22 protein-coding genes and 1 pseudogene are annotated in these 24,115 nt (G+C 62.0%); 9 read left to right on the top strand and 14 right to left on the bottom strand.

Translation table 11 applies throughout. The annotated features are described in order from the left end of the window. Window positions 1-392 precede the first annotated feature (392 nt). From AAFX91_RS05330 to AAFX91_RS05305, 6 genes and pseudogenes are all read right to left on the bottom strand, one after another. The gene (locus tag AAFX91_RS05330) at window positions 393-782 is read right to left on the bottom strand and encodes a cupin domain-containing protein (RefSeq protein WP_394565774.1); all 390 of its coding nucleotides are present in this window, start codon (window positions 780-782) and stop codon (window positions 393-395) included. A 66-nt stretch (window positions 783-848) separates the two neighbouring features. Further along, window positions 849-1,604: an SDR family oxidoreductase gene (locus AAFX91_RS05325; protein ID WP_394565773.1), complete on the bottom strand. Its 756-nt coding sequence runs from the start codon at window positions 1,602-1,604 to the stop codon at window positions 849-851. Window positions 1,605-2,716: 1,112 nt separating this feature from the next. Then, complete coding sequence (locus AAFX91_RS05320; RefSeq protein WP_394565772.1) at window positions 2,717-3,778, bottom strand: fatty acid desaturase; 1,062 nt, start codon at window positions 3,776-3,778, stop codon at window positions 2,717-2,719. Between the two features lie 166 nt (window positions 3,779-3,944). Further along, window positions 3,945-4,154, bottom strand: a complete 210-nt coding sequence (locus AAFX91_RS05315) for a cold-shock protein (RefSeq protein WP_130581396.1) — start codon at window positions 4,152-4,154, stop codon at window positions 3,945-3,947. 382 nt (window positions 4,155-4,536) lie between these two features. After that, window positions 4,537-4,671 (bottom strand): annotated as a pseudogene (locus tag AAFX91_RS05310) (DUF1488 domain-containing protein); the annotation flags it as partial. 33 nt (window positions 4,672-4,704) lie between these two features. Beyond that, window positions 4,705-4,947 carry a hypothetical protein gene (locus tag AAFX91_RS05305; protein WP_028166547.1) on the bottom strand — a complete coding sequence of 81 codons (243 nt, stop codon included), beginning with the start codon at window positions 4,945-4,947 and terminating at the stop codon, window positions 4,705-4,707. 596 nt (window positions 4,948-5,543) lie between these two features. Here AAFX91_RS05305 and AAFX91_RS05300 point away from each other — a divergent pair. Beyond that, a complete protein-coding gene (locus tag AAFX91_RS05300) occupies window positions 5,544-5,723 on the top strand; it encodes a hypothetical protein (protein WP_130581394.1) in 180 nt (59 codons plus the stop codon). A 114-nt stretch (window positions 5,724-5,837) separates the two neighbouring features. On the opposite strand, the gene AAFX91_RS05295 is transcribed toward AAFX91_RS05300, so the two are convergent. The 7 genes from AAFX91_RS05295 to AAFX91_RS05265 all read right to left on the bottom strand — a co-directional run bounded on the left by AAFX91_RS05295 (window position 5,838) and on the right by AAFX91_RS05265 (window position 11,215). Next, a complete protein-coding gene (locus AAFX91_RS05295) occupies window positions 5,838-7,796 on the bottom strand; it encodes a DEAD/DEAH box helicase (RefSeq protein ID WP_394565771.1) in 1,959 nt (652 codons plus the stop codon). Window positions 7,797-8,135: 339 nt separating this feature from the next. Next, window positions 8,136-9,086, bottom strand: a complete 951-nt coding sequence (gene dapA, locus AAFX91_RS05290; protein ID WP_394565770.1) for a 4-hydroxy-tetrahydrodipicolinate synthase — start codon at window positions 9,084-9,086, stop codon at window positions 8,136-8,138. Window positions 9,087-9,115: 29 nt separating this feature from the next. Beyond that, window positions 9,116-9,547 carry a hypothetical protein gene (locus tag AAFX91_RS05285; protein WP_130578774.1) on the bottom strand — a complete coding sequence of 144 codons (432 nt, stop codon included), beginning with the start codon at window positions 9,545-9,547 and terminating at the stop codon, window positions 9,116-9,118. Between the two features lie 37 nt (window positions 9,548-9,584). Beyond that, window positions 9,585-9,980 (bottom strand): hypothetical protein, encoded by a 396-nt coding sequence (locus AAFX91_RS05280; RefSeq protein WP_245476034.1) that lies wholly within the window; start codon window positions 9,978-9,980, stop codon window positions 9,585-9,587. Window positions 9,981-10,061: 81 nt separating this feature from the next. Then, window positions 10,062-10,331: a hypothetical protein gene (locus AAFX91_RS05275; RefSeq protein WP_165421110.1), complete on the bottom strand. Its 270-nt coding sequence runs from the start codon at window positions 10,329-10,331 to the stop codon at window positions 10,062-10,064. Between the two features lie 138 nt (window positions 10,332-10,469). Continuing rightward, on the bottom strand, window positions 10,470-10,742 hold the full coding sequence (locus AAFX91_RS05270; protein WP_394565769.1) for a hypothetical protein: 273 nt from the start codon (window positions 10,740-10,742) through the stop codon (window positions 10,470-10,472). Between the two features lie 8 nt (window positions 10,743-10,750). Further along, a complete protein-coding gene (locus AAFX91_RS05265) occupies window positions 10,751-11,215 on the bottom strand; it encodes a hypothetical protein (protein ID WP_130578777.1) in 465 nt (154 codons plus the stop codon). A gap of 493 nt (window positions 11,216-11,708) precedes the next feature. On the opposite strand from AAFX91_RS05265, the gene AAFX91_RS05260 reads away from it, so the two are divergent. The 7 genes from AAFX91_RS05260 (at window position 11,709) to AAFX91_RS05230 (ending at window position 20,281) form a co-directional block, all read left to right on the top strand. Continuing rightward, complete coding sequence (locus AAFX91_RS05260; RefSeq protein ID WP_016846764.1) at window positions 11,709-11,798, top strand: K(+)-transporting ATPase subunit F; 90 nt, start codon at window positions 11,709-11,711, stop codon at window positions 11,796-11,798. Between the two features lie 117 nt (window positions 11,799-11,915). Then, window positions 11,916-13,619, top strand: coding sequence for a potassium-transporting ATPase subunit KdpA (kdpA, locus tag AAFX91_RS05255; RefSeq protein WP_394565768.1), 1,704 nt, complete (start codon window positions 11,916-11,918; stop codon window positions 13,617-13,619). Between the two features lie 23 nt (window positions 13,620-13,642). Next, window positions 13,643-15,757 carry a potassium-transporting ATPase subunit KdpB gene (kdpB, locus tag AAFX91_RS05250; RefSeq protein WP_130578779.1) on the top strand — a complete coding sequence of 705 codons (2,115 nt, stop codon included), beginning with the start codon at window positions 13,643-13,645 and terminating at the stop codon, window positions 15,755-15,757. A 149-nt stretch (window positions 15,758-15,906) separates the two neighbouring features. Continuing rightward, complete coding sequence (locus AAFX91_RS05245; protein ID WP_394565767.1) at window positions 15,907-16,509, top strand: K(+)-transporting ATPase subunit C; 603 nt, start codon at window positions 15,907-15,909, stop codon at window positions 16,507-16,509. Window positions 16,510-16,551: 42 nt separating this feature from the next. Further along, entirely contained in the window at window positions 16,552-19,275 is a 2,724-nt protein-coding gene (locus AAFX91_RS05240) for a sensor histidine kinase KdpD (RefSeq protein WP_130578781.1), read from the top strand. Then, window positions 19,272-19,961 carry a response regulator gene (locus AAFX91_RS05235; protein WP_130578782.1) on the top strand — a complete coding sequence of 230 codons (690 nt, stop codon included), beginning with the start codon at window positions 19,272-19,274 and terminating at the stop codon, window positions 19,959-19,961. Before AAFX91_RS05240 ends, AAFX91_RS05235 begins: the two co-directional genes overlap by 4 nt. A 68-nt stretch (window positions 19,962-20,029) precedes the next feature. Then, the gene (locus AAFX91_RS05230) at window positions 20,030-20,281 is read left to right on the top strand and encodes a DUF6496 domain-containing protein (protein WP_394565766.1); all 252 of its coding nucleotides are present in this window, start codon (window positions 20,030-20,032) and stop codon (window positions 20,279-20,281) included. 131 nt (window positions 20,282-20,412) lie between these two features. On the opposite strand, the gene AAFX91_RS05225 is transcribed toward AAFX91_RS05230, so the two are convergent. Further along, window positions 20,413-21,297: a Ku protein gene (locus tag AAFX91_RS05225; protein ID WP_130578784.1), complete on the bottom strand. Its 885-nt coding sequence runs from the start codon at window positions 21,295-21,297 to the stop codon at window positions 20,413-20,415. Window positions 21,298-21,413: 116 nt separating this feature from the next. On the opposite strand from AAFX91_RS05225, the gene ligD reads away from it, so the two are divergent. Beyond that, the gene (gene ligD, locus AAFX91_RS05220; protein ID WP_130578794.1) at window positions 21,414-24,083 is read left to right on the top strand and encodes a DNA ligase D; all 2,670 of its coding nucleotides are present in this window, start codon (window positions 21,414-21,416) and stop codon (window positions 24,081-24,083) included. Window positions 24,084-24,115 lie beyond the last annotated feature (32 nt).

Genomic DNA, 24,115 nt, shown 5'->3' with positions numbered 1-24,115 from the left:
GCCGCTCATCCCCCGCGCACCTGCTTGCGCAACCGAGGCGCTTTCTTCGGACGATCCACCGCTGGATCACCGCCGCCAAAATGCGCCCGGCTACGGAATCAATTGCTGTTCCGCGCCAGCTATCGCGCCCATTGGGCGGAGCCGTACGCGCCCGACCACCGCGACAAGTCGCTGAGAGCGCTGCAGCGGCCGCACATTCTCTCCGAGAAGTGGGACTACTGATCAGCGCCTGCGCTGCTGAAGCACACTAAAGCGGGATGACTTTCCTTCGAATCGTCATCCCGCTTTAGCTCTTTATTTGGAGCATGATCTTCCCACGCAAACGCTTCGCGTTTGTCGCGAGGGCAGGGCCTTTGCCGCAGTCAGTTTCGTGTACTCGGGTTGCGTAACAGTCACTGTGCGGGCACGAGCGCCGGGGCGCCCTTGTCCTTGATCAAGAGCACCAGGAATTTCGCCGGCTGGGTGGCGCTTGCGTTCCGGTCGACGACATGAACATCATCAGGGCCTTCATAGAAGCTCTGTCCTGGTGTCAGTGTCACCGGTTGTCCACCCTTCAGCTGCATCACGACGGATCCCTCCAGCACGTAAACAAACGCATGTGCATTGTGTCGGTGGATAGCGCTCGCCCCGCCGGGCGCATGCTCGACTGTGATCATCAGAGCTTCCCTGCCGGGACTCTCCGGAAGATCCTTGGACATGAGTGACGTGACCTTAGGCTCCTGAGCCACCGCCGTGCCGGTCATGAAGCACAGAAGAACCAACGCAACGAGTTTGATCGTCATAGTCGCCTCTTTCGTTCGTGTCCGGGACCCGCTCGTGACAGACTGGGCATACCCTCCGGTGCGGGATCAGGCTTTTGTCTGTGAGCGACGGAGCCATTCGTCCAGACCGATGCGGCCGAGGCGCGCCTCGCCCAGCGGCACCAGCGATTTCTCCTCGACCCGGCCGCCGAAGTACCGGGCCTCGGGGTCGCTCACGACCACACGCGGGTCGCCGATCGCCTTCAGATAGCGGGCGACGATTTCATTGAATGGCGCTCGTTCCGGGCCGGCGATCTCGACGATGCCGTTTCGCGGCGCCGCGAGTGCCACCTCGGCGACGTTGGCAGCAACGTCATCCGCCGCGATGGGCTGGAACAGGCCGGGCGAAATCCAGACTCTGTTTTCAGCCGCGCTTGAATCGGCGATGCCGCGGAGGAATTCCAGGAACTGGGTCGAGCGGATGATGGTGTAGGGGATGCCGGAGGCCTCGATCAGTTTCTCCTGGGCGACCTTGGCGCGGAAATAGCCGTTGTCGGGCGTCCGGTCGGTTCCGACAATGGATAGGGCGACATGGTGCCGGACGCCCGCTGCGGATTCCGCCGCGAGCAGGTTGCGGCCGGAGGTCTCGAAGAATTCCAGCACCGCCTTGTCTTCAAATGAGGGCGAATTGGCGAGGTCGATCACCACCTGCGTGCCCGCCATGGCCTCCGTGAGCCCCTCGCCAGTGATGGTGTTGACGCCGCTGTTGGGCGAGGCGGCGACGACCTCGTGGTCGCCCTGGCGCAGAATCGCGACGGTCTTCGAGCCGATCAGGCCGGTGCCGCCGATCACGACGATCTTCATCGTTGATCCTCCATTGTTGTTAGACGCGGTTAGCTTCTAGGTTGCTTGTGGCAATCGTCATAAGCACACCGGTGCACCGCTGTTTCGATCACTGCTGCGCCGGGTGAGAAGCGAGACCCACGCTAAACAATACCACACGGCGCCGCTTTGTCAGAGGTCCGTCATTTGGTCAGCAAGACTCATCGATTTGTAAGCGGCCGGATGGCTCATATCCGAGTTGGGTCGCGAGGCGACATGCCGGCTTGGCATCACATGGAAGAGGCCGCCGAATGAGTCTGCCTTAGTTGTTGGCGCGGATCTTGATCACTTCAACGCCAGGCTGCTGCAGTACCATGGGATTTCATTGGCTCTCCAACCGGTTATCAGTCCGGCCTCCGTGCACTCAGCGTAGGTTTTGTAGTTGCCTACGTTTCTGCATGTTAGCGACAACGCTGGCCAACCAGAAACGGAGCATCCGTGCCAAGGGGCGTCGCCGTACCTAAAGCTTGTTACGCAACCACCGACGCAACTGCCTGTGGCATTCGCAAGCTTCGCGGATACCGATTCTGGCGCCGATGGCGTTTGAGCGGTTTGCGATGTCCGGTGGGACACGGTGCTGCGGGTAACCGCGCTGTGCTTTGGTGTGGCTACGTGCTTTGGCGCTTCGACCATGACGCTAGGAAGCGAGGTGGTGGAGCCTGCTGCGGTTTGCGACATTGCTGTGCCGCTTGGGCCGCACATCAACAGTGCAATCGATGTGCTAGCGATAGCTAGACCCGACGAGAACCTTATGGCGATGTCCTCCTAATGCGGAGGCAGCGAATTCTACCCCCGCAACCTTAGGGTATCACCTTCGGATAGATTGCGGACTGTCGATCTCAACCAGGCCAGTAGAGGTCGAACAATTTAGGACACCCGCAGATTCAATTTGAGACACTTGTTGGGACACTTGGGCTCAAATACGGACAGCACCCCTTCCTCATATAGAAACGGATCACCCCTAGCAGCAGGCGCCAAAGCTATCTGGCTCGACGCTTAGCGCCAACAGCCGACGTCGGATGCCCAGAGCCCCTGACCGAGGTGATGCGCTAACCGTCGCACTATCACGATCGAGGAAAGCGCGGCCGCTATGGCTATGGTGCGGCGAGCTTTGGCGCCGTTCCCTGAAACTCTCGGGCTCTGATTTCACGGAACGACACCAGGCGGCGCTGAGCCTCGTCCCACAGCACAAGCCTTACGCACCGAAAGCTCTGCAGGAGCGTTATGTGACCGACCTCGCGCAGTTCCGGGTGGTCGCGCAACACGCGCGGCAGCCGGTAAAAGGGGATACGACTGCAAAGATGGTGCACGTGGTGGATGCCGATGTTGGCTGTGAACCAGCGCAGCAATACCGGAAGATCGTAATGTGAGCTGCCGTATAGGGCGGCCTGATGCAGATTCCAGCGCTCGTCGCGCTCCCACGCGGTTTGCTCAAATTGATGTTGCACATAGAACAGCCATACGCCGGTCGTGGCGGCGAGCAGCATGATCGGAAGATGCACGAGCAGGAACGCCTTAATGCCGATGAGCCATGTGAGCGTGGCGGCGATCACGGCAATGGCGAGATTGGTCGCCATTGTGCTGGTCCAAGGCTGCCAACCGTCGCGCATGAGGCCGACTGGGAGACGGTGTTGCAGGAGAAACAGATAGGCTGGTCCGACCACGAACATGACCAGTGGGTGGCGGTAAAGTCTGTATTTCAGACGGCCCCACCACGAACGGGCCTGGTATTCGCGAACTGTCAGGGTATCGATATCGCCGATACCGCGGCGGTCGAGGTTGCCGGTGGTGGCATGATGGATCGCATGCGTGCGGCGCCACCAGTCGTAAGGCGTCAGCGTGAGCACGCCAATGACGCGGCCGACCCAGTCGTTCGCCAGACGATCGGCGAAAAAGGTGCCATGGCCGCAGTCGTGCTGGATCATGAACAGGCGCAAGAGAAAGCCGGCGGCTGGAATTGCGATAAGCAATGAAGCCCAAGCATAGCCAAGGGAGAACGTGAACCAAGCTGCCGTCCATAACGTCACGAGCGGCAAAGCCGTGATCACCAACTCGGCAACGCTGCGCACGTGATTTGGCGTCCGATAGTCGCCCAGAATGCTCGTCCAACGCCGAGTGTCGGGCGTCGCCAGACCTGAGTTATGTTTAATGCTCAAGTGATGATATCCGAGGCCTGCCGATCGCGCGCTGCTTCGGCGCAGCCGCAATGATTGCGGCCAAATAAAAAATCCCGCGTGCCGACGGATCGGCCGCGGGACTCCGAAACCACAAGCTCTGCCAATACATCCGTGGTCAGAGCAGCATGGCCCTTCACGCAGTCGCTCAGACAGCGCGCAGATTTTCAGCGGCAGATTTGCCGGTCCGGCGGTCTGCGACGATGTCAAAGCTGACATTTTGCCCCTCATTGAGGGTGCTCATGCCGGCGCGTTCAACCGCGCTGATATGAACAAAGACGTCATTGCCGCCATCGGCGGGCTGAATGAAGCCGAAGCCCTTTTGGCTGTTAAACCACTTCACAATTCCTGTAGTCACGGAGAATGTCCTTTCACTGACAACGTACACGTAAGACTTAGCCGCCGAGGGATCGGAATCCTTCGTCGGCTGATCGATTTTGGAGAAGGGGTCTGAAACGTGCGCGCCTGTCAGTAACGAGGCGAAGCGGCCCAGGTCGTTCGGCCAAGTGTCGATTAGCACCATATATGGACACGAATTGGAGTGACGTCAAGGTCTGCAGGCCTTTGCCTTGCCCGATGTCCGGTTTTGGGTCTTGTCTGTGCAAGACATGGTCGATCAAAACTCGCCGCCTTCGTTAACCCGAACACCCCAACTCGCCTTGTGCAAAGTCAAACCACAGCGGGTTCTCGATGGGATGCCGATATCCCCTTGTGCATCAGCCCTGCCGCGTCCTTTGGAACTAATTTTGGAAGTCGATACTGCGCAAGATAATGCCCGGAGAAGTGCCTTCGAACTCCATTGCAAGGAATTTGCGAGCGGCACGCTCTTCAATCCGATCGCGGAGTCTGATGAATTGGGCCTCACGCTGGTTCGGCTGGGACCGCGCCGCGCTTTCCAGATGATGGCCTCACTTCGAGGCTTTGGTGATCTTGTGCTCCAAGTGGCCGGTCTCATGATCACGGCGGAGTTGGCTCAACGATGTCTCGTTCAGCTTAAGGAGAACCTCGCGGAGCTTCTCGGTGTCGGGATAGCCAGCCGCGAAACTCTGGCCGTACACCTTGCGCAACGTGCGAATAAGGGTGTTTCCGTGTTTGGCGCTGATTTCTCCGTCCTTGTTGCGATGGCGATTGTCAAGAGTTGCCTTGCTCATGCTGCCCTCCATTGTGCCCGCGCCGACAGCATCCACCCGCCGAGACCAAATCGCAACAACGCGTGCTCGGGAAATGCACTTTGCGCTGCATAGCTTTTGGTGGTAGCGGGCGATTGGCTCGAGGAGCGCTTGTTTAACTCGTCCCGCCTCCGTTCAATGCGACCACGGACACTAAAAGCATGTTCGGGACGTATTAGGTCAACGTTACTGACGCGCTTCTGCCCTCCTTAAGACCGCGAAGCCGACCGCCGCAGCGCTCGTTCTTGCTTTCACGGGCCTGGGCCGGAGGGCAACAGGATGCATTGCATTACAGCATGCTCCACGTTAGAGCAGCCGTAACTTTTAGAGGTAGACACATGTCATATGCCTACAAACTGAATGAAGACGTTCACCACCAGCCCCAAGGTCCACGAGGACGTGCCTCCACTGAGGCACCAATGATTTACACCATCGTTCAACTTATGCCCATCGAGGCAGATGGACGTCTTAGATACCGCATCAAGAGCAAGTCGGATAATATAGAGCGTGTCGTTACGGAAGATCAGCTTTCGTATTCTCAGTGATTTAGCGCGCTTGATGACGGTAGGAGCCTAGTCGTGCTGAATGATCGAGAAAATATCCTGCGGGCGCTCCGCGAGAAGCCGCTCAAAGTGCACGAGGTCATGAAACGCGCCAATGTCGTGAATGAAGAAGCTTGCCAATCCCTCCTGTTGAAAATGCGAGACGAAGGCCTGGTGAAGTTCGATATCCACAAAGGGCGATGGCTCATCGGATGATTCGTGAAATTGCGGGCGACCGTCCAGCGTTGATCACAGAAGACTCGCTGCGGCGATTAGGAACACGCTCAGACTTGAAGGATTGAGCGTCCCGCAGCACCCGACCGCAACAGATCAGCCGCGACGATTCTTCCTTGCCTTCTTTCCGGGTGAGGCTTTCGCAGGCGACGCGTTTGTCGGCTGCCGTTGTCCAGCATGGCCGGACTTGTTCCGGTGTTTCTTTTTCTTCCCGAAACCCGGCTTGCTGCCAAATTTCGACCCGCTTTCGCGATGAGGCTTGCCGCGTTGCTTCGGTCCGGTCGCGTCACGAGAATTGTCGCTTCGACGAGCATTGTGATCGGAGTCGCCGGCTTCGTGCCAAGGCGAGTGTGACGGCTTTTCCGAAGGTGCCTGACCTGGGGGAGTGTCGGCCAGCGGCTCGATGCGGATGTTGTCTTCCTTATCCGGACGTCGGATCTTGACGGCGAAGGATCCTGCGACCCGCTCGGAAATTTCGAACTCGGTGGTGGTGTCCAGAATCCGGATGGCGCCAATGTCACGCTTGTCGATGCCGCCACGACGGCAAATCATCGGCAAGAGCCAGCGCGCTTCCGCATTCTTTTTTCGTCCGATGGTAGCCCGGAACCATACGCTGGCTTCCGCCATTCCGTGACGCGACGATGATCTTCCCGTTTTCGATCGGGGCGCGGTGGGGCGTTCATCGCCGCGCGATGTCCGAATGTGTTCTCGACCGCGGTCGTCACGAGGTCGGCTGCGATCCTGGCCGGGATCGAGAATGTCTTCGGGCGAAGGAAGCCGCGCGCGATAAAGCCGCGCGAGCGCCGCCGCGATGTCCTCAACCGACCGCTCGGCAAGCAATGCCCGCGCCAGCACCAGATCGTCGGCGGTCGTTTCCTCGGTGAACACCGCATCCTGCAGCATGCGTTCATGATCGAGCTTGCGGATTTCATCGGCCTGAGGAGCCGTGCCCCAGACGGCATCAATGCCAGCCAGATTCAGCAGCAATTCCGCGCGTCGTTTTCGGGCGGGCGGCACCAGCAGGATGCTCACACCCTTGCGGCCCGCACGGCCGGTGCGACCCGAGCGGTGCTGCATGACCTCCGCGTCCTTTGGCAGATCGGCATGAATGACGAGGTCGAGGCTCGGCAGGTCGATGCCGCGCGCCGCCACGTCGGTCGCCACGCAGACGCGGGAACGTCCGTCGCGCAACGCCTGCAGCGCCAGGGTTCGCTCGTTCTGCGTCATTTCACCGGAGAGAGCGACCACGGAAAACCCACGCTCCAGCAGCGCCGCCTGCAAATGCCTGACCGCATCTCTTGTGTTGCAAAACACAAGTGCGCTCGGCGATTCGAAAAAGCGCAATACGTTGACGACCGCGTGCTCGACATCATCAGGAGCGATCCGGATGGCGCGGTACTCGATATCGGCATGACCGCCTTCGTCGCCCGCGACCTCGATCCGAAAGGCCTGTCGCTGGTACTGCTTTGCCAGCGCAACGATGCCGCGCGGAAAAGTCGCCGAGAACAACAACGTGCGGCGCGTGTCGGGCGTGGTCTTGAGGATGAATTCCATATCCTCGCGAAAACCGAGATTGAGCATTTCATCGGCCTCGTCGAGGACGACGGCCTTCAATTCCGAAATGTCGAGATGGCCGCGCCGCAAGTGATCGCACAATCGGCCTGGCGTCCCGACCACGATGTGAGCGCCCGCGGCAAGCTCGCGCTGTTCGCGGCGCGGATCCATGCCGCCGACGCAGGAGACGACGCGCGCATCCGCGTATTGATAAAGCCATGCGAGTTCGCGATGGACCTGCAAGGCGAGTTCGCGCGTTGGCGCGACGATCAAGGCAAGCGGCGCGGCAGCCCGCTGAAACCGCTCGTCCCTGCCCAGAAGATTCTTTGCAATTGCCAGCCCGTAAGCGACGGTCTTGCCCGAGCCTGTTTGGGCCGAAACGAGAAGGTCGCGGTCGACAGCTTCTTCCGCAAGCACGGCGATCTGAACAGGGGTCGGCCGATCGTAGCTGCGCTCGGCTAAAGCTCGGGCGAGCGGCGGACTTGTGGTCGGGAATGACACGAGATGGAAACCTTTGTTGGCTCAGGCGCAGAACGTCGAGCCGAGTGACTTGAAGCTGCGTGCCCGGCAGACGGCACAGCCGCGCGCGTGGCGATTTGATTCAGATGCTTTACGCCAAGAGAAGCCAAATCACCATGGCCCCGTATGCCACATCGCATTAGCGGACGCAGAGAGAAGCCCCGCCGGCCTGCCCGAACCTACTACATCCAGCATGTTGGAGCCCTTTCGCCGCATATTGAGGGCCTTTACGAATGTCGAGGGAAACTGTTAATGCCGGGGCTCGGCTAACAACTGGCGTTTGGCCGGATGCCTGTGCTTCAAATTAGCCTACACAACTTGCTACGATCGCTTCGTTCGCTGGTGGCGCGCCGGTGCGGCGGGCAAAGTATCCTCCACGCCAGACCATTCTTCATCGCCGAGGTCGGCAATCGCTTCCTTGATCTCGGCCTTGGCCGCGTCGTTCAACTGGACGATCGGCAGGCGCGTATTCGGCCGGATCAGCCCAAGCAGCGACAGCGCGTATTTCGGCGCCGCTGGATGCTCGGCGGCGAGCAGCCCGGCAATCGGGACCAGGCGGCTGAATAGATACCTGGCCGATTGCGGTCGTCCTTCCCTAAGGCTTGCAAGAACCGCCTGGCACAGTTCCGGCACGAGGTTCGCCACCGCGGAGATGCAACCATGACCGCCGGCGGCCATGAACGGCAGCGCGGTCAAGTCATCGCCTGACAGCAAGCGGAAATGCGGCGGCAACGACGTCCGTATGTGGACCAGGCGTCCGACGTCGCCGCTGCTGTCGCGCAATCCGATGAACTGCTCGGATTCAGCGAGGCGATTAAGCGTTGCGTCGGAGATTTCGCGAAGGGTGCGCGAGGGAACGTCGTGCAGGATGACCGGAAGCGCGGTCGCCTCGGCAACCGCGCGGAAATGCGCGTACATACCTGACTGCATTGGCTTGTTGTAATAGGGAACGACCGACAGCACGGCGTCGGCACCGGCGACCTCGGCATGCCGCGTCAGTTCGACCGCGCGATCCGTGGCGTTGGATCCGGCGCCGGCGATGACGCGGATGCGGCCACGCGCGACCTCGACGGCGCGGCGAACGAGGCCAGCCTTCTCTCCCGTCGTCAGGGTCGGCGCCTCGCCCGTGGTCTCGCCGACCACGATCGCGCTGGCCCCGGATGCGATCTGACGCTCGCATAGACGCGCAAAGGCGTCGAAATCGACTTCACCATCCTCATCGAACGGTGTTGGAAGGTCGGGGACGTAGCCCGTGAGCCAATCTGGTTTCATGTTGTCGTCCTTCGGAATAGGCACCGCGTTCAATATTTGGCGGCGTGTGAGCGTGTACCGGGCAGTGGAGCATGGTTGCGCGATGCCAATCCTCGCCATAGTCCATTGTCGACCTTAGGCGTCCTGACGCGCGGCGGCGCCGCATCGATTTCGATTTCGACAGCGCTTGCGAATGCCCGCTTCAGGCGCGGATCCTCGATCCGCTCAAGATACTGACGCAAAGTGGTATCGGCGGCATCGTTCTGCTGCAGAATGGCGTTGCAAAGGTCGGCACTGATCTTGCGGAAGAAGCCGAAATTCGCTTGCTCCTCATAGCTGCGGCCGCCGCGGTCGATCTCGGCGGCAACCGCCATCACGTTCAACCGATCGGCATTATCGAGCGTTACGGCAAAGCGCAGGAGCGCCAATTGCCAGGCGCGCAGCAGTCTGCTGTGCCATTCAACCGGATCCTGCGATTGCATTCGTAGCGCCTTCCCAGCCGCGCAAACGCTTTGCGATTCACGCCGCTCTTTCCATTTGCGCGAAACCCTGGCGGTGAGCGGCAAGCACGAGGCCGCGTTGGCACCTCACGCCTGCCTCGATCCGAAAGCCCATCTGCTCCAGCTTCCTTCGGATGTTGAGGCAGAATTCGCCTTCACGGGAGTCGATCAGGATCGCAATGGTGGCGTTGGCGCTGAGGAACTGCGAGATTTCCAGCAGCGCCGCCTCGATCGCCGCCAGGGTTTTTTCGCCTGTCAGCAGGCCGATGCTATGCTGCCTCCTGGGCAGTCGGCATGTTGCAGATGTCGCGACCTGAACGAAGCCGCGCCGGCGCAGCGAAAGATAGAGCTCCATGGCTCCACTTCCCGCGATGATCGTGCGGTGCAGGTTCGACAGGTGCGTCAGCGTGATCATCGTATCGACGACCTGGTCGCGGTCGGCAACTAAACAAGGCTGCATCATCTGACTCCTCCTGAATATGGGCCGCGAACCGGATCAGGCGACGCGTCGCGTGGCTGTTGGTTGCGAGGGCGCGGGAGAGGAACTTCTGTTCATGTCGAGTTCGAATTCGCGCGACAGTTCGACGATGGTTTCTGGATGATGCCCGTTCTCGAACAGCGCGTACTTGACGGCCTGGGCGCGATTGACGAACAGCCCGCCGTAGAGGCCGTTCTGTTCCTGGGCGACCCACTGGCCGCGCCGGTTTCTTCCGATAAAGACGATGGTCGACGCGGAGCTACACGATGGAGGTTCGTCGAGTTCTATGTTCACGAGTTTCATTTTTGTGATTCCCTCTCGAGACTTGGTAACGCGTTCAATATCTTTGCGGGTGGATATGAAATCGAGGAGGGCGGGTAACCGATCTCATAAGAGACCTATAAGGTCGCTAGGCCCATCGTAGGATTACCAGCCGGTGGCCGAGACGAGCGCGCAAAGCGCGGCATAGGCTGCCATCTCGTCCCAATGGTTGAGGTCAGTGCCCATGAATTGCTCCCGCCGCATCAGGGCGATGACCGCACAGAGCACGACGGACATCCAGAGTAGCGCTATGAGGCTACGGCCAAAGCCGACGCTCCCGAACAGCGCGAAACCAGTCAGGATCAGCAACCGAAACACAAATCGAACCAGGACCTGGGCCGATTTCAGTTTTTGCGGCAGGTTTGGCAACGGCTGCACGGGATTGCTCAGGCGAAATTGTCGCTCAGCATCGGCTGGTAGAAGCCATCAGCATGACGCTCGACGCTCGGCACGCTGGGCCTGCTCGACGGCGCGGTGATCTGCTGTGCCTCGACGAACGCGCAGAGGATGGCGAGCGCCAGGTCGGCGTGATGCGTCTCGATCGATTGATCGAGCCAGTCGGGCAGTTCGCGTTCGCGCGACAGCGAGCAGTACCATTCGCCGTCGTCATAGGCGAGGCGACGGACCTGCCATTGCGGCAATTCGAGGTCGAGCAGCGCCAGCGCAGCATCGGTCCACGCGCCCAGTTTGATCAATCCCTCGACGCGCGCAGTCTTGGCGCGTTGCCCCTGTGAGGGAAAGCGCCGGCAACAGTCGCGGACGAGGTCGGACATCAGTTCGACTGTCACTCTACCGGCGTCCCGCAGCCGATGGCTGAGGTCGGCGGTCAAGGGCTCTGAAAGCAGTGACATGGCGAGACCCATCGATCATGCGGCTTGACGAAATGCCGCACGTCAAAGGTGGTCAAAACGCCATTTGAAAACGAGACGGGACGGCGACCGGAAATATAAGGATTCCATAAAGATGGGCAGGAAGCGCGACGGGGGAACGTCACGCCTCGTCCTGGCGAACGCAGGACCCACAATCACCACTCTGGTTTGGAAGCGCACTGTGGCAGTGTGGCAGTCCCACTTTGCGCAACATGGACAGCGTTCGTTATGGATCCCGGATCAGCCGGGACGACAGCGATCTTTATAAGATTCCTATAACATCCGCGCAGCCTACATCTCGAAAACCTATGCGGCGGGTGGCACCTCACCTCGGAACCAAAACGGGCCTTTTGTCGGCCCGTTATGCATAGGAGCCTCCAATGCTTGATCTCGTCATGCTGGTGCTCATCGCGGCATTTTTCGCAGCCGGCATAGGCTACGCCTACGCCTGCGAACGGCTGTGAGGGGGCGCGCCATGATCTTCGACTATTCGCTCGCCGGCCTCGTCTCGCTCGGCCTTCTCTTCTACCTCACCTATGCGCTGCTGCGCCCTGAGCGGTTTTGATCAACGCCATGTTCATGATCGGCCAGCTTCTCGTGGCAGATGCGGCGCTGACCATCCTGTTGGTCGGCGTGCTTGCCATGCTGCTGCGCTCAAAGCCCATTCGAAAGGTTTAATGCCATGACCGCCATCGGCTGGTTTCAAATTATCCTCTACTGCGCGATCGTCGTCGCGCTGGTCAAGCCGCTCGGCTGGTACATGACGCGCGTCTTCAACGGCGAGGCGACCTTCCTGTCGCCGGTGCTGCGCCCGGTCGAGCGCGGGTTCTATTGGATCAGCGGCGTCGACGAAAGGCGTGAACAGCACTGGCTGACCTATACGGTCGCCATGCTGCTGTTTCATATCGGCGGCTTCCTGATCATCTACGGCGTGATGCGGTTGCAGGCCATGTTGCCGTTCAATCCGGCGGACCAGGCCGCCGTCGCCCCCGATCTGTCGTTCAACACTGCGGTCTCCTTCCTCACCAACACCAACTGGCAGAACTACGGCGGCGAGAGCACGGTGTCGTACCTGGTCCAGATGCTTGGCCTGACGCACCAGAACTTCCTCTCGGCTGCGACCGGCATCGTGCTCGCGGTGGCGTTGATCCGCGGCTTCGCGCGCGCGTCGGTGCGCACGATCGGGAATTTCTGGGTCGATATCACGCGCTGCACGCTCTACATCCTGCTGCCGATCTGCATCGTTTATTCGCTGTTCCTGGTGTCGCAGGGCATGCCGCAGACGCTCGGGCCGTATGTCGATGCGACCACGCTCGAAGGTGCCAAGCAGACGATCGCGGTCGGCCCCGTGGCCTCGCAGGTTGCGATCAAGATGCTCGGCACCAATGGCGGCGGCTTCTTCAACGCCAATGCTGCGCATCCGTTCGAGAATCCGACCGCGCTGTCGAACTTCGTGCAGATGATCTCGATCTTCGCGATTGGCGCCGCCATGACGAACGTGTTCGGCCGCATGGTCGGCAACCAGCGCCAGGGCTGGGCGATCCTCGCGGTGATGGGCGTGCTGTTCATCGCCGGCGTTTCTATCTGCTACTGGTCCGAGGCCAACGGCACCACCGCGCTGCATGCGCTGGGGCTCTCCGGCGGCAACATGGAAGGCAAGGAAGTCCGCTTCGGCATCGTTGCGTCCTCGCTGTTCGCAGTCATCACCACCGCCGCTTCCTGCGGCGCGGTCAACGCCATGCATGACAGCTTCACCGCGCTTGGCGGCATGATCCCGCTGATCAACATGCAGCTCGGCGAAATCATCGTCGGCGGTGTCGGCGCCGGTCTCTATGGCATGCTGCTGTTCGTCGTGCTGGCGATCTTCGTCGCCGGCCTGATGGTCGGCCGCACACCGGAATATGTCGGCAAGAAGATCGAGGCGCGCGAGGTCAAGATGGCGATGCTCGCGATCCTGGTGCTGCCGCTGATGTATCTCGGCTGGACCGCGGTTGCCGTGGTGCTGCCGTCCGCGGTGGCCTCGATGGCGAACGCCGGCCCGCATGGCTTCACCGAGGTGCTCTATGCCTTCACCTCGGCGACCGGCAATAACGGCTCCGCCTTCGCAGGCCTGACCGGCAACACCTTCTTCTACAACTTGACGCTCGCCAGCGCGATGTTCGTCGGCCGCTTCTTCATGATCGTGCCGGCGATGGCGATTGCAGGTTCGCTGGCGCAGAAGAAGTCGGTCCCCCCGTCGGCGGGCACGTTCCCGACCACCGGCGGCCTGTTCGTCGGCCTTGTCGTCGGCGTGATCCTGATCATCGGCGGTCTCACCTTCTTCCCGGCGCTGGCGCTCGGACCGATCGTCGAGCACCTCGCCATGAACGCCAACACCCTGTTCTGATCGAATTGATTGGAGTCACATCCATGGAAACCATGAAACTGCAAAAGCAGGTGAGCGCGTCGACCATGCTCGACCCGAAAATCCTCGTACCTGCGATCAAATCGTCCTTCGTCAAGCTCAATCCGCGGCTGATGGCGAAGAACCCCGTGATGTTCGTGGTCGAGATCGTCGCCGCGCTCACCACGGTGATCTTCCTGCGCGACCTTGCTACCGGCGCGGAGGGCCTCGGCTTCACCTTCCAGATCATCCTCTGGCTCTGGTTCACGGTGCTGTTCGCCAATTTCGCCGAAGCCGTCGCCGAGGGCCGCGGCAAGGCGCAGGCGGATTCGCTGAAGAAGACCCGCACCGAGAGCCAGGCCAAGCTGCTGGATGGTTCGGGGCGGAACTATCGCCTCGTTCCCGGCACCACGCTCAAGGTCGGCGACATCGTGCTGGTCGAGGCCGGCGACATCATCCCCTCCGACGGCGAGGTGATCGAAGGCGTGGCCTCGGTCAATGAAGCCGCGATCACCGGCGAGTCCGCGCCCGTCATCCGTGAATCCGGCGGCGACCGTTCGGCGGTGACCGGCGGCACGCAGGTGCTGTCCGACTGGATCCGCGTCCGCATCACCGCGGCGCAAGGCTCGACCTTCATCGACCGCATGATCCGCCTGGTCGAGGGCGCCGAGCGGCAGAAGACGCCGAACGAGATCGCGCTGAACATCCTCTTGGCCGGCCTCACCATCATCTTCGTGTTCGCGACCGTGACGATCCCGAGCTATGCGTCCTATGCCGGCGGCTCGATCTCGGTCGTGGTGCTGGTGGCGCTGTTCGTGACGCTGATCCCGACCACGATCGGCGCGCTGCTCTCGGCGATCGGCATCGCCGGCATGGACCGTCTGGTGCGCTTCAACGTGCTGGCGATGTCGGGCCGCGCGGTGGAAGCCGCCGGCGACGTCGACACGCTCCTGCTCGACAAGACCGGCACCATCACGCTCGGCAACCGCCAGGCGACCGCGTTCCGTCCGGTGCGTGGCGTCACCGAGCAGGAACTCGCCGATGCCGCGCAGCTCGCCTCGCTCGCCGACGAAACGCCGGAAGGCCGTTCCATCGTCGTGCTGGCCAAGGAAAAATACGGCATCCGCAGCCGCGAGATGCATGAGCTCGCCGCGACCTTCGTGCCGTTCACCGCACAGACCCGCATGAGCGGCATCGATGCCGGCTCGTCCGCGGTCCGCAAGGGCGCGGTGGATGCGATCCTCAACTATATCGGCGGCGGCACCGCGCAGTCGTTGTCAAGCGGCAATGCGGTCCGCGCCATCCAGGCCAACGTCAACACCGACGCGGCCCGCGAACTGCAGAGCATCGCCGACGAGATCGCCAAGGAGGGCGGCACGCCGCTCGCCGTGGCGAAGGACGGCCGGCTGCTCGGCGTCATCCACCTCAAGGATATCGTCAAGGGCGGCATCCGCGAGCGTTTCGCCGAACTGCGCCGCATGGGCATCCGCACCGTGATGATCACCGGCGACAATCCGATGACTGCGGCGGCGATCGCGGCCGAAGCCGGCGTCGACGACTTCCTGGCGCAGGCAACCCCCGAGGATAAGCTCAAGCTGATCCGCGACGAGCAGGCCAAGGGCAAGCTGGTGGCGATGTGCGGCGACGGCACCAACGACGCGCCCGCGCTCGCGCAGGCTGACGTCGGCGTCGCCATGAACACCGGCACGCAAGCAGCGCGCGAAGCCGGCAACATGGTCGATCTCGACTCTAACCCGACCAAGCTCATTGAGGTGGTCGAGATCGGCAAGCAGCTCCTGATGACGCGCGGTGCGCTGACGACGTTCTCGATCGCGAACGACGTCGCGAAATATTTCGCGATCATCCCGGCGATGTTCCTGGCGTTCTACCCGCAGCTCGGCGTGCTGAATATCATGGGTCTTTCGAGCCCGCAGAGCGCCATCCTGTCGGCGATCATCTTCAACGCGCTGATCATCGTCGCGTTGATCCCGCTGGCGCTGAAGGGCGTGGCCTATCGCGCGATCGGCGCCGGCGCGCTGCTCCGCCGCAACCTGATGATCTATGGCTTAGGGGGCATCATCATCCCCTTCATCGGCATCAAGGCGATCGACCTAGTGGTCGCTGCCTTGCACCTGGCTTAATGAACACCGTCATTGCGAGCCACCGGGTCGGCGCGTAGCGCCGCCCGATGACAAGCTCCGCGAAGCAATCCATCTCTCCCCGTGCTGAACCATGGATTGCTTCGTCGCTTCGCTCCTCGCAATGACGGAGAACACTTTGGAGACGTAACATGCTTAGAGAAATTCGTCCCGCCATCGTCCTTCTGCTGTTGCTGACGGCGGTCACGGGCCTCGCCTATCCATTGGCTATCACCGCCATCGCCGGCGTGATCTTTCCGTCCCAGGCTCAGGGCAGCCTGATCGAGAAGGACGGCAAGGTCATCGGCTCCGCCCTGATCGGGCAGGAGTTCAAGGAGGACAAATATTTCCACGGCCGGCCGTCAGCGACGCTGGCGCCTGATCCGAACGATTCCTCCAAGACCGTGCCTGCGCCCTATAACGCGGCGAATTCCGGCGGCTCCAACCTTGGCCCGACCAGCAACGCGCTGAACGACCGGATCAAGGAGGATGTCGAGAAGCTGAAGGCGGAAAATCCGTCCCAGCCGGTGCCGATCGACCTCGTCACCACCTCGGGAAGCGGCCTCGATCCCGACATTTCGCCGGAGGCGGCGCTCTTCCAGGTCCCGCGGGTGGCAAAAGCGCGCAACCTGCCGGAGCAGCAGGTCCGCCAGCTCGTCGAACCCAACACCAAGGGCCGCTTCATCGGCGTGTTGGGCGAGCCGCGGGTGAATGTCCTGGCGCTCAACCTCGCCCTGGATGGCGCTTCGAAATAAAGGCGGCTAGGCCGAATGGCGTGACGCGACTATATTTGGCCTATGGCAAATGAGCATCGCGACCTTGAGAAGCGACCCTCGCCGGACGCGCTATTGGAAGCCGCCCGGCGAGAGAACGATGCTTCCGGGCGGCTGAAGATCTTCGTCGGCGCCGCCCCTGGCGTCGGCAAGACCTACGAGATGCTGCAGAGCGCGCATGCCAAGCTCAAGGGCGGCGCCGACGTCGTGGTAGGTCTCGTCGAGACCCACGGCCGGGCCGAGACCGAGGCGCTGCTGCAGGGGCTCGAGGTGATGCCGCGCAAGCGGATCACCTACAAGGACCAAGTGCTCGAGGAGATGGACCTGGATGCGCTGATCGCGCGCCGGCCGCAGCTTGCCATCGTCGACGAACTCGCCCACACCAACGCGCCCGGCAGCCGGCATCCGAAGCGCTATCTCGACGTCGAGGAACTGCTCTCCCACGGCATCGACGTCTACACCGCCGTCAACATCCAGCACATCGAAAGCCTCAACGACGTCATAGCCCAGATCACGCATGTGCGGGTGCGCGAGACGGTGCCCGACTCGATCTTCGACCGCGCCGACGCGATCGAGCTGATCGATCTACCGCCCGACGACCTGATCCAGCGATTGAAGGAGGGCAAGGTCTATGTGCCCAAGCAGGCGGAGCGGGCGCTTCAGCATTATTTCTCGCCCGGCAACCTGACCGCGCTGCGCGAACTGGCGCTGCGGCGCACGGCCGAGCGGGTCGATGAGCAATTGCTCAACCACATGCAGGCCAATGCCATCGCCGGTCCCTGGGCCGCGGGCGAGCGCATATTGGTCTGCGTCAGCGAGGATCCGCGCGCCGCCGGCCTCGTGCGCTACGCCAAGCGGCTTGCTGATCGCCTGCACGCGCCCTGGACCGCGATCAGCATCGAAACCCGGCGCAGCCTGCAGCTCTCTGACGAGCAGCGCGACCGGCTCGCCGATACGATGCGGCTTGCAGAATCGCTCGGCGGCGAGGCGCTGACGATTCCCGCCGTGCATCGGCATATCGCGGATGATCTGATCAATTTTGCGCAGTCCACCAACGTCACGCATGTCGTGATCGGAAAATCGTCGCGTTCGCGCTGGTTCGAGATCCTGCGCGGCTCGGTGGTGCACGAGCTGGTACGGCGCTCCGGCAACATCAGCGTGCATGTCATCGCCGGCGAGGATCTGCCTGCCGGCCTAGAGAGAGGGCCGGCGGTGCAGACGGCGGCGCGGACCGAGCCGTTCAACCTCAGGCCTTACCTGCACTCGCTCCTGATCGTCGGCCTGGGGCTCGGCGCCGCCACGCTGGTTCATCCGCGCTTCGGCGTCGAGAACGTCGATCTGGTGTTCCTCACCGCGGTTGTCGTGGTGGCCGTGCGCTATGGCCTGTGGCCGTCATTGCTCGCGAGCGTCGTGGCTTCGCTGTGCTACAATTTCTTCTTCCTGCCGCCGGTCTACACCTTCACGATCACCGACCCGACCAATATCGCGGCGTTCTTCTTCTTCATGCTGATCGCGCTATTGGTCTCCAATGTCGCCGCGCGGGTGCGGGTGCAGGCCGATACCGCGATCAGCCGCGTGCGCATGACCGAGTGGCTTTACGCCTTCAGCCGCAAGCTCGCGGGCACCGCGACGCTGGACGACGTGCTGTGGGCGACCGCCTATCAGATCGCGCTGATGCTGAAGGTGCGCGTGGTGCTGCTGCTGCCGGAAGACGGGCTGCTTGTGGTGAAGGCCGGCTATCCGCCGGAAGACCAGCTCGACGACGCCGATCTCGCGGCCGCGAACTGGGCCTGGTCCAACGATCGGCCGGCCGGTCGCGGCTCGGACACGCTGCCTGGTGCCAAGCGCCTGTTCCTGCCGATGCGGACCGGCCGCGGACTGATCGGTGCCATCGGCATCGACAATGACAAGACCGGTCCGCTGCTGACGCCGGACCAGCGGCGGCTCCTGGATGCGCTGGTCGACCAGGGCGCGCTCGCGATCGAGCGCGTGCTGCTGGTCGAGGACATGGACAAGGTCAAGCGAACGGTTGAATCCGAACGCCTGCGCTCGGCGCTCCTGACGTCGATCTCGCATGATCTGAAGACCCCGCTGGCTTCCGTGCTCGGCGCCGCCTCGACCATGCGCGATCTCGGCGGCAACCTCACGGATGCGCAGAAGCACGATCTGATCGCGACCGTGATCGACGAGTCCGAACGGCTGAACCGCTTCATCGCCAATCTGCTCGACATGACCAAGCTCGAATCGGGCGCCATCGTGCCGAACACGGCGCGGCATGATGTCGGCGAAATCGTCGGCAGCGCGCTGCGCCGCGCCGGCAAGATCCTGGTGCGGCACAAGGTTTCGCTCGATCTCGCCGCCGATCTGCCGATGCTGGAGCTCGACGCGGTGCTGTTCGAGCAGGTGCTGTTCAACCTGCTCGACAACGCGGCGAAATACGCCCCTGCCGACACCACGATCTCGATCCGCGGCTGGCAGGATCGGGATGCGATCGTGCTGCAGGTCATGGACGAGGGCAGCGGCATTCCGCCGGCCGAGCTCGAAAGCATCTTCGACAAGTTCTACCGCGTGCAAAAGGGCGATCATGTCCGCCCCGGCACTGGCCTCGGTCTTGCGATCTCCCGCGGATTCGTCGAAGCCATGCATGGCACGATCTCGGCCGCCAACCGCACCGACCGGAGCGGCGCCGTGTTGACAATCCGGCTGCCGATCCCGGCGGCTACCGCTGTGCTGGATACCGCCGCATGAATGCAACACCGATCAAGGTCCTGGTCATCGATGACGAGCCGCCGATCCGAAAATTGCTGCGCATGGGGCTGAACACGCAGGGCTACGAGATTCTCGAAGCCTCCAATGGCAAAGCCGGGCTGGAGATGCTCGCCCAGGGGCCGGCGCTGATCATCCTCGATCTCGGCCTGCCTGATATCCAGGGCCATGACCTCCTGCGCATGATCCGCGCGCGCAACGAAAGCGTGCCGATCGTGGTGCTGTCGAGCCGCGGCGACGAGGCGGGCAAGGTGCAAGCGCTCGACCTCGGCGCCGACGACTATCTGACCAAACCGTTCGGGATGGATGAGCTGCTGGCACGCTTGCGCGCGGCGCTGCGCCATCAATTGCAGGTGCAGGGTGAGCGGCCGGTGTTTCGCACCGGCGATCTCTCGGTCGACCTCGTGCGCCGTATCGTCAAGGTCGGCGATCGCGAAGTGAAGCTGTCGCCGAAGGAGTATGACCTGCTCCGTGTGCTGGTGCAGCACGCCGGCAAGGTGCTGACGCATCGTTTCCTGTTGAAGGAATTGTGGGACGAACTCACCGACGCGCAATATCTTCGCGTCTATGTCCGTCAGCTTCGCCAGAAGATCGAAGCCGACCCCGAGCGTCCGCAATTCGTGCTGACGGAAACTGGTATCGGTTATCGCTTGCGCGCGGCGGACTGAAGCGGGTTGCAGAGGCGGAACTTTCTCGGGATGAGGAAATTAATCTCCCTCAATCGGGAGATACGCCAATGGCACGAAAATATTCCAGGAAAGCATCCGGCGACGTCACGCGCGCGATGAAGAAGCGCAAGGCCGGCACGTTGAAGAGCGGCCGGTCGGGCCGCAAGGTCAAGAGCCGCAAACAGGCGATCGCGATCGGACTTTCGGAAGCACGCGCCAAAGGCAGGAAAGTCCCGAAGAAGGCGTCAAAGAAGAAAACTTCCAAGAAGAAAACGACGAAGAAGCGGAAGGCCGCAAAGAAGCGGAAGGCGAAGCGATAGTTTTACGCTCCGCCGTCATTGCGAGCGAAGCGAAGCAATCCATTGCCGCCGCGAGTCGGGTGGGAGTGGATTGCTTCGCTTCGCTCGCAATGACGGTGGTGACGATTATTTCGCCTTCATGGCGATTGCCGTTACCCCGCCTTGCGTGCGCGTGCCGTCGAGCGATGGGCTTTCCGCGGCGCGCGGCGGTGCGATGCCTGGCGGCGGGAGGTGGAATGGCCGCGTTTCTTGGCCGCCGAGCGGCCCTTCAGACTCTGCTTCAGCGCATCCATCAGGTTGACGACGTTGCTCGGCCGCTCCTCGGGCTCCGCAGCCTCGATCGGCTTGCCGGCCGCCTTGCGCCGCACCAGCGCCTTCAGCGCGTCCTCATAGTCGTCCTTGAATTTCGAAGGGTCGAAATGGGCGGCCTTGCTGTCGAGGATGTGGCCGGCCAGCTCGACCATGTCCTTGGTGATCTTCGGCGTCTTGATCTCGTCGAAATAATCATCCTCGTCGCGCAGCTCGTAAGGGTAACGCAAGGTGGTGCCGAGCAGGCCCTTGCCGAGCGGCTCGATCGCCATGACGTGCTCGCGGTTGGTCAGCACAATGCGCGCCAGCGCCACGCGCTCCTGGTCCTTCATTGCGTCGCGGATCACAGCGAAAGCGTCGACGCCAGCCTTGCCGTCGGGCGCGATGTAATAAGGATGGTTGAGATAGCGCTTGTCGATCTCGTCCCTGGGCACGAAGCTTTCGATATCAATGGTATGGTTGCTCTCGATCTGGACGGACTCGAGCTCCTCCGGTTCGATCTCGACATATTTCCCTTTTCGGAGCTCATAGCCGCGCGCCTTCTGGTCGGCTTCGACGACGTCGCCGGTCTCGGCATCTACCATCTGCTGCTTCAAACGGTTGCCGGTCTCCTTGTTGATCATGTGGAAGCGGGTTTTCGCAACCGAGGTCGAGGCCGGATACAGCAGCACCGGGCACGCCACCAGCGAGAGCTTCAAGGTGCCTTTCCAATAGGCGCGAGGAGCCATTACATTCTCCAGATATTGCAGAGTATGGGAACTTCAACCGATGCGAGGGGTTTTGGTTCCTGGTATATATATACCGTCGCGTAAGGCGGCGGCCATTTGCGTGAGGTGCACCCGTGCTGCAGAGAAACCTGTCCACCTACCGCAAGAAGCGCGACTTCTCCAAGACCGAGGAGCCCTCCGGCGAGGTCAAGGTCGCGCCGTCCAAACACCGGCGCTTCGTGATCCAGAAGCATGACGCCACGCGGCTGCATTACGACCTCCGTCTCGAAATGGACGGGGTCTTCAAGTCATGGGCGGTGACCAAGGGGCCCTCGCTCGATCCGCACGACAAGCGGCTTGCGGTCGAAGTCGAGGACCATCCGCTCGATTACGGCGATTTCGAAGGCACCATTCCGGAAGGCCAGTATGGCGGCGGCACCGTGATGCTGTGGGATCGCGGTTATTGGGAATCGGACGATCCCGACGCCGGGTTCAAGAAGGGCGACCTGAAGTTCACCCTGGACGGCGGCAAGCTGCATGGAAGCTGGGTGCTGGTGCGGATGCGCGGCGATCGCTTCGGCGGCAAGCGCACCAATTGGCTTCTGATCAAGCACCGCGACGAATACGCCAGCGAGGACGGAGAAAGCATCCTCGATGAGGACCGTTCGGTCGCTTCAGGCCGCACGATGGAGCAGATCGCGGCCGGCAAGGGCAGGGCGCCGAAGCCGTTCATGCTGGCAAAGAATGGCCGCGCGAGGGCGAAGGCCGATGCCGTCTGGCAATCCAACCGGGAGGAGACCAGTGCGGCGCGTCCGAGGACGAAAGCGCCGGCGCCCAAAACGCTGGTATCCAAATCGCGCGCTTCCGCCAAAGCCAAGAAGATCGAGGCGAAGAAGGTCGAGGCGATGCCGGACTTCGTTGCGCCAGAGCTCTGCACGCCTGTCGACCGTCCGCCCGGCGGTGCGGGCTGGTGTCACGAGATCAAGTTCGATGGCTACCGCGTGCAATTGCGCGTCGAAGACGGCGAGGCCACGCTCAAGACCCGCAAGGGCCTCGACTGGACCGACAAGTTCGATGCGATCGCGAAAGAGGGCGGCAAGCTGCCGGATATGATTGTTGACGGCGAGATCGTCGCGCTGGACAAGGACGGCACACCGGATTTCTCGACGCTGCAGGCGGCGATCTCGGACGGCAAGACCGACGATCTGATCTTCTATGCCTTCGACCTGCTTTTCGCCGAGAATGAGGATCTGCGTGCGCTGCCGCTCGCCGAGCGTAAGGCGCGGCTGAAGCGGCTTCTGGAAGCACGAAAAGGCAAGGGCAAGCTGATCCACTATGTCGAGCATTTCGAGAGCAGCGGAGATGCGGTGCTGCAGTCGGCCTGCAAATTGGCGCTGGAGGGCATCGTCTCCAAGAAGCTGGATGCGCCCTATCGCTCCGGCCGTTCCGAGCTGTGGACCAAGGCGAAATGCCGTGCCGGTCACGAAGTCGTGCTGGGCGGCTGGAAGACCACCAGCGGAAAATTCCGCTCGCTGATGGCCGGCGTCTATCGCGGCGATCATCTCGCCTTTGTCGGCATTGTCGGCACCGGCTTCGGCCAGGACAAGGTCCGCCGGCTGCTGCCGGTGCTGAAGGCGCACGAATCCAGCGAGAGCCCGTTCGGCGGCGAGAATGCGCCGCGCAAGACCCGCGATATTCACTGGCTGAAGCCCGACCTCGTTGCCGAGATCGAATTCGCCGGCTGGACCGAGGGCGGCAATATCCGGCAGGCCGCGTTCAAGGGACTGCGCCAGGACAAGCCGGCCAAGGAGGTGGAGGCCGAAGAGCCGGCCAAGACCGAGATTGCCGAACCGAAGCCGGGCAGGGTTGCGGCGAAAGCTGCGAAATCGGCGGCGGATAAATCCTCTGTCGTCATGGGCGTCGTGATCTCGAAGCCCGACAAGGAGCTGTGGCCCGACGCCTTCGACGGCGAGGCCGTCACCAAGCTCGATCTCGCGCGCTATTACGAGACGGTCGGCGAATGGATGATCGCCCATCTCAAGGGCCGGCCGTGCTCGATCGTGCGCGCGCCCGACGGCATCAACGGCGAAAAGTTCTTCCAGCGCCATGCGATGCAGGGCATGTCGAACCTGCTGGAGCTCGCAAAGGTCTCCGGTGATCGCAAGCCCTATGTGCAGATCGATCGCGTCGAGGGATTGGCGGCGGTTGCGCAGATCGGCGGCCTCGAACTGCATCCCTGGAATTGTGCGCCCGATATCTACGACACGCCGGGACGGCTGGTGTTCGACCTCGATCCCGCGCCGAACGTCGAATTTTCTGATGTCATCGAGGCCGCCAAGGACATGCGCCAGCGGCTGGCGGCGGTCGGGCTCAAGAGCTTCTGCAAGACCACCGGCGGCAAGGGCCTGCATGTCGTGGCGCCGTTGCTGTATGGCGCGAAGGACCGCGTGACCTGGAAAGAAGCCAAAGCGTTCGCGCAGGCGATCTGCCAGTGGATGGCCAATGACGATCCCGAGCAATATCTGCTCAACATGTCGAAGAAGCTGCGCAAGGGAAAGATCTTCCTCGACTATCTGCGCAACGACCGGATGTCGACCGCGGTGGCCGCGCTGTCGCCACGCGCACGTGAGGGCGCCACCGTCTCGATGCCGCTGACCTGGGCGCAGGTGCGCGGCGATCTCGATCCGAAGAAATACACGGTGCGCACGGTGCCGTCGCTGCTCACCAGGAGCAAGGCCTGGGATGGCTATGACGATGCCGCCACGTCGATCAAGGCGGCGATGAAGAAGCTGGCGGCGAAGAAGTAGGGTGGGCAAAGCGAAGCGTGCCCACCCTACGA

Source organism: Bradyrhizobium sp. 31Argb, assembly GCF_043638955.1.
Lineage (GTDB): Bacteria > Pseudomonadota > Alphaproteobacteria > Rhizobiales > Xanthobacteraceae > Bradyrhizobium.
Note: the sequence above shows the minus strand (reverse complement) of the source record. Positions and strands in the feature narration are given on the sequence as shown.

What these genes read in the sequence shown, in the direction of transcription:
- AAFX91_RS05330 (WP_394565774.1), bottom strand. Translation starts at nt 782, where the DNA reads ATGACGATCAAACTCGTTGCGTTGGTTCTTCTGTGCTTCATGACCGGC.
- AAFX91_RS05325 (WP_394565773.1), bottom strand. Translation starts at nt 1,604, where the DNA reads ATGAAGATCGTCGTGATCGGCGGCACCGGCCTGATCGGCTCGAAGACC.
- AAFX91_RS05305 (WP_028166547.1), bottom strand. Translation starts at nt 4,947, where the DNA reads ATGAGCAAGGCAACTCTTGACAATCGCCATCGCAACAAGGACGGAGAA.
- dapA (WP_394565770.1), bottom strand. Translation starts at nt 9,086, where the DNA reads ATGAAACCAGATTGGCTCACGGGCTACGTCCCCGACCTTCCAACACCG.
- AAFX91_RS05285 (WP_130578774.1), bottom strand. Translation starts at nt 9,547, where the DNA reads ATGCAATCGCAGGATCCGGTTGAATGGCACAGCAGACTGCTGCGCGCC.
- AAFX91_RS05280 (WP_245476034.1), bottom strand. Translation starts at nt 9,980, where the DNA reads ATGATCACGCTGACGCACCTGTCGAACCTGCACCGCACGATCATCGCG.
- AAFX91_RS05265 (WP_130578777.1), bottom strand. Translation starts at nt 11,215, where the DNA reads ATGTCACTGCTTTCAGAGCCCTTGACCGCCGACCTCAGCCATCGGCTG.
- AAFX91_RS05260 (WP_016846764.1), top strand. Translation starts at nt 11,709, where the DNA reads ATGATCTTCGACTATTCGCTCGCCGGCCTCGTCTCGCTCGGCCTTCTC.
- kdpA (WP_394565768.1), top strand. Translation starts at nt 11,916, where the DNA reads ATGACCGCCATCGGCTGGTTTCAAATTATCCTCTACTGCGCGATCGTC.
- kdpB (WP_130578779.1), top strand. Translation starts at nt 13,643, where the DNA reads ATGGAAACCATGAAACTGCAAAAGCAGGTGAGCGCGTCGACCATGCTC.
- AAFX91_RS05245 (WP_394565767.1), top strand. Translation starts at nt 15,907, where the DNA reads ATGCTTAGAGAAATTCGTCCCGCCATCGTCCTTCTGCTGTTGCTGACG.
- AAFX91_RS05240 (WP_130578781.1), top strand. Translation starts at nt 16,552, where the DNA reads ATGGCAAATGAGCATCGCGACCTTGAGAAGCGACCCTCGCCGGACGCG.
- AAFX91_RS05235 (WP_130578782.1), top strand. Translation starts at nt 19,272, where the DNA reads ATGAATGCAACACCGATCAAGGTCCTGGTCATCGATGACGAGCCGCCG.
- AAFX91_RS05230 (WP_394565766.1), top strand. Translation starts at nt 20,030, where the DNA reads ATGGCACGAAAATATTCCAGGAAAGCATCCGGCGACGTCACGCGCGCG.
- AAFX91_RS05225 (WP_130578784.1), bottom strand. Translation starts at nt 21,297, where the DNA reads ATGGCTCCTCGCGCCTATTGGAAAGGCACCTTGAAGCTCTCGCTGGTG.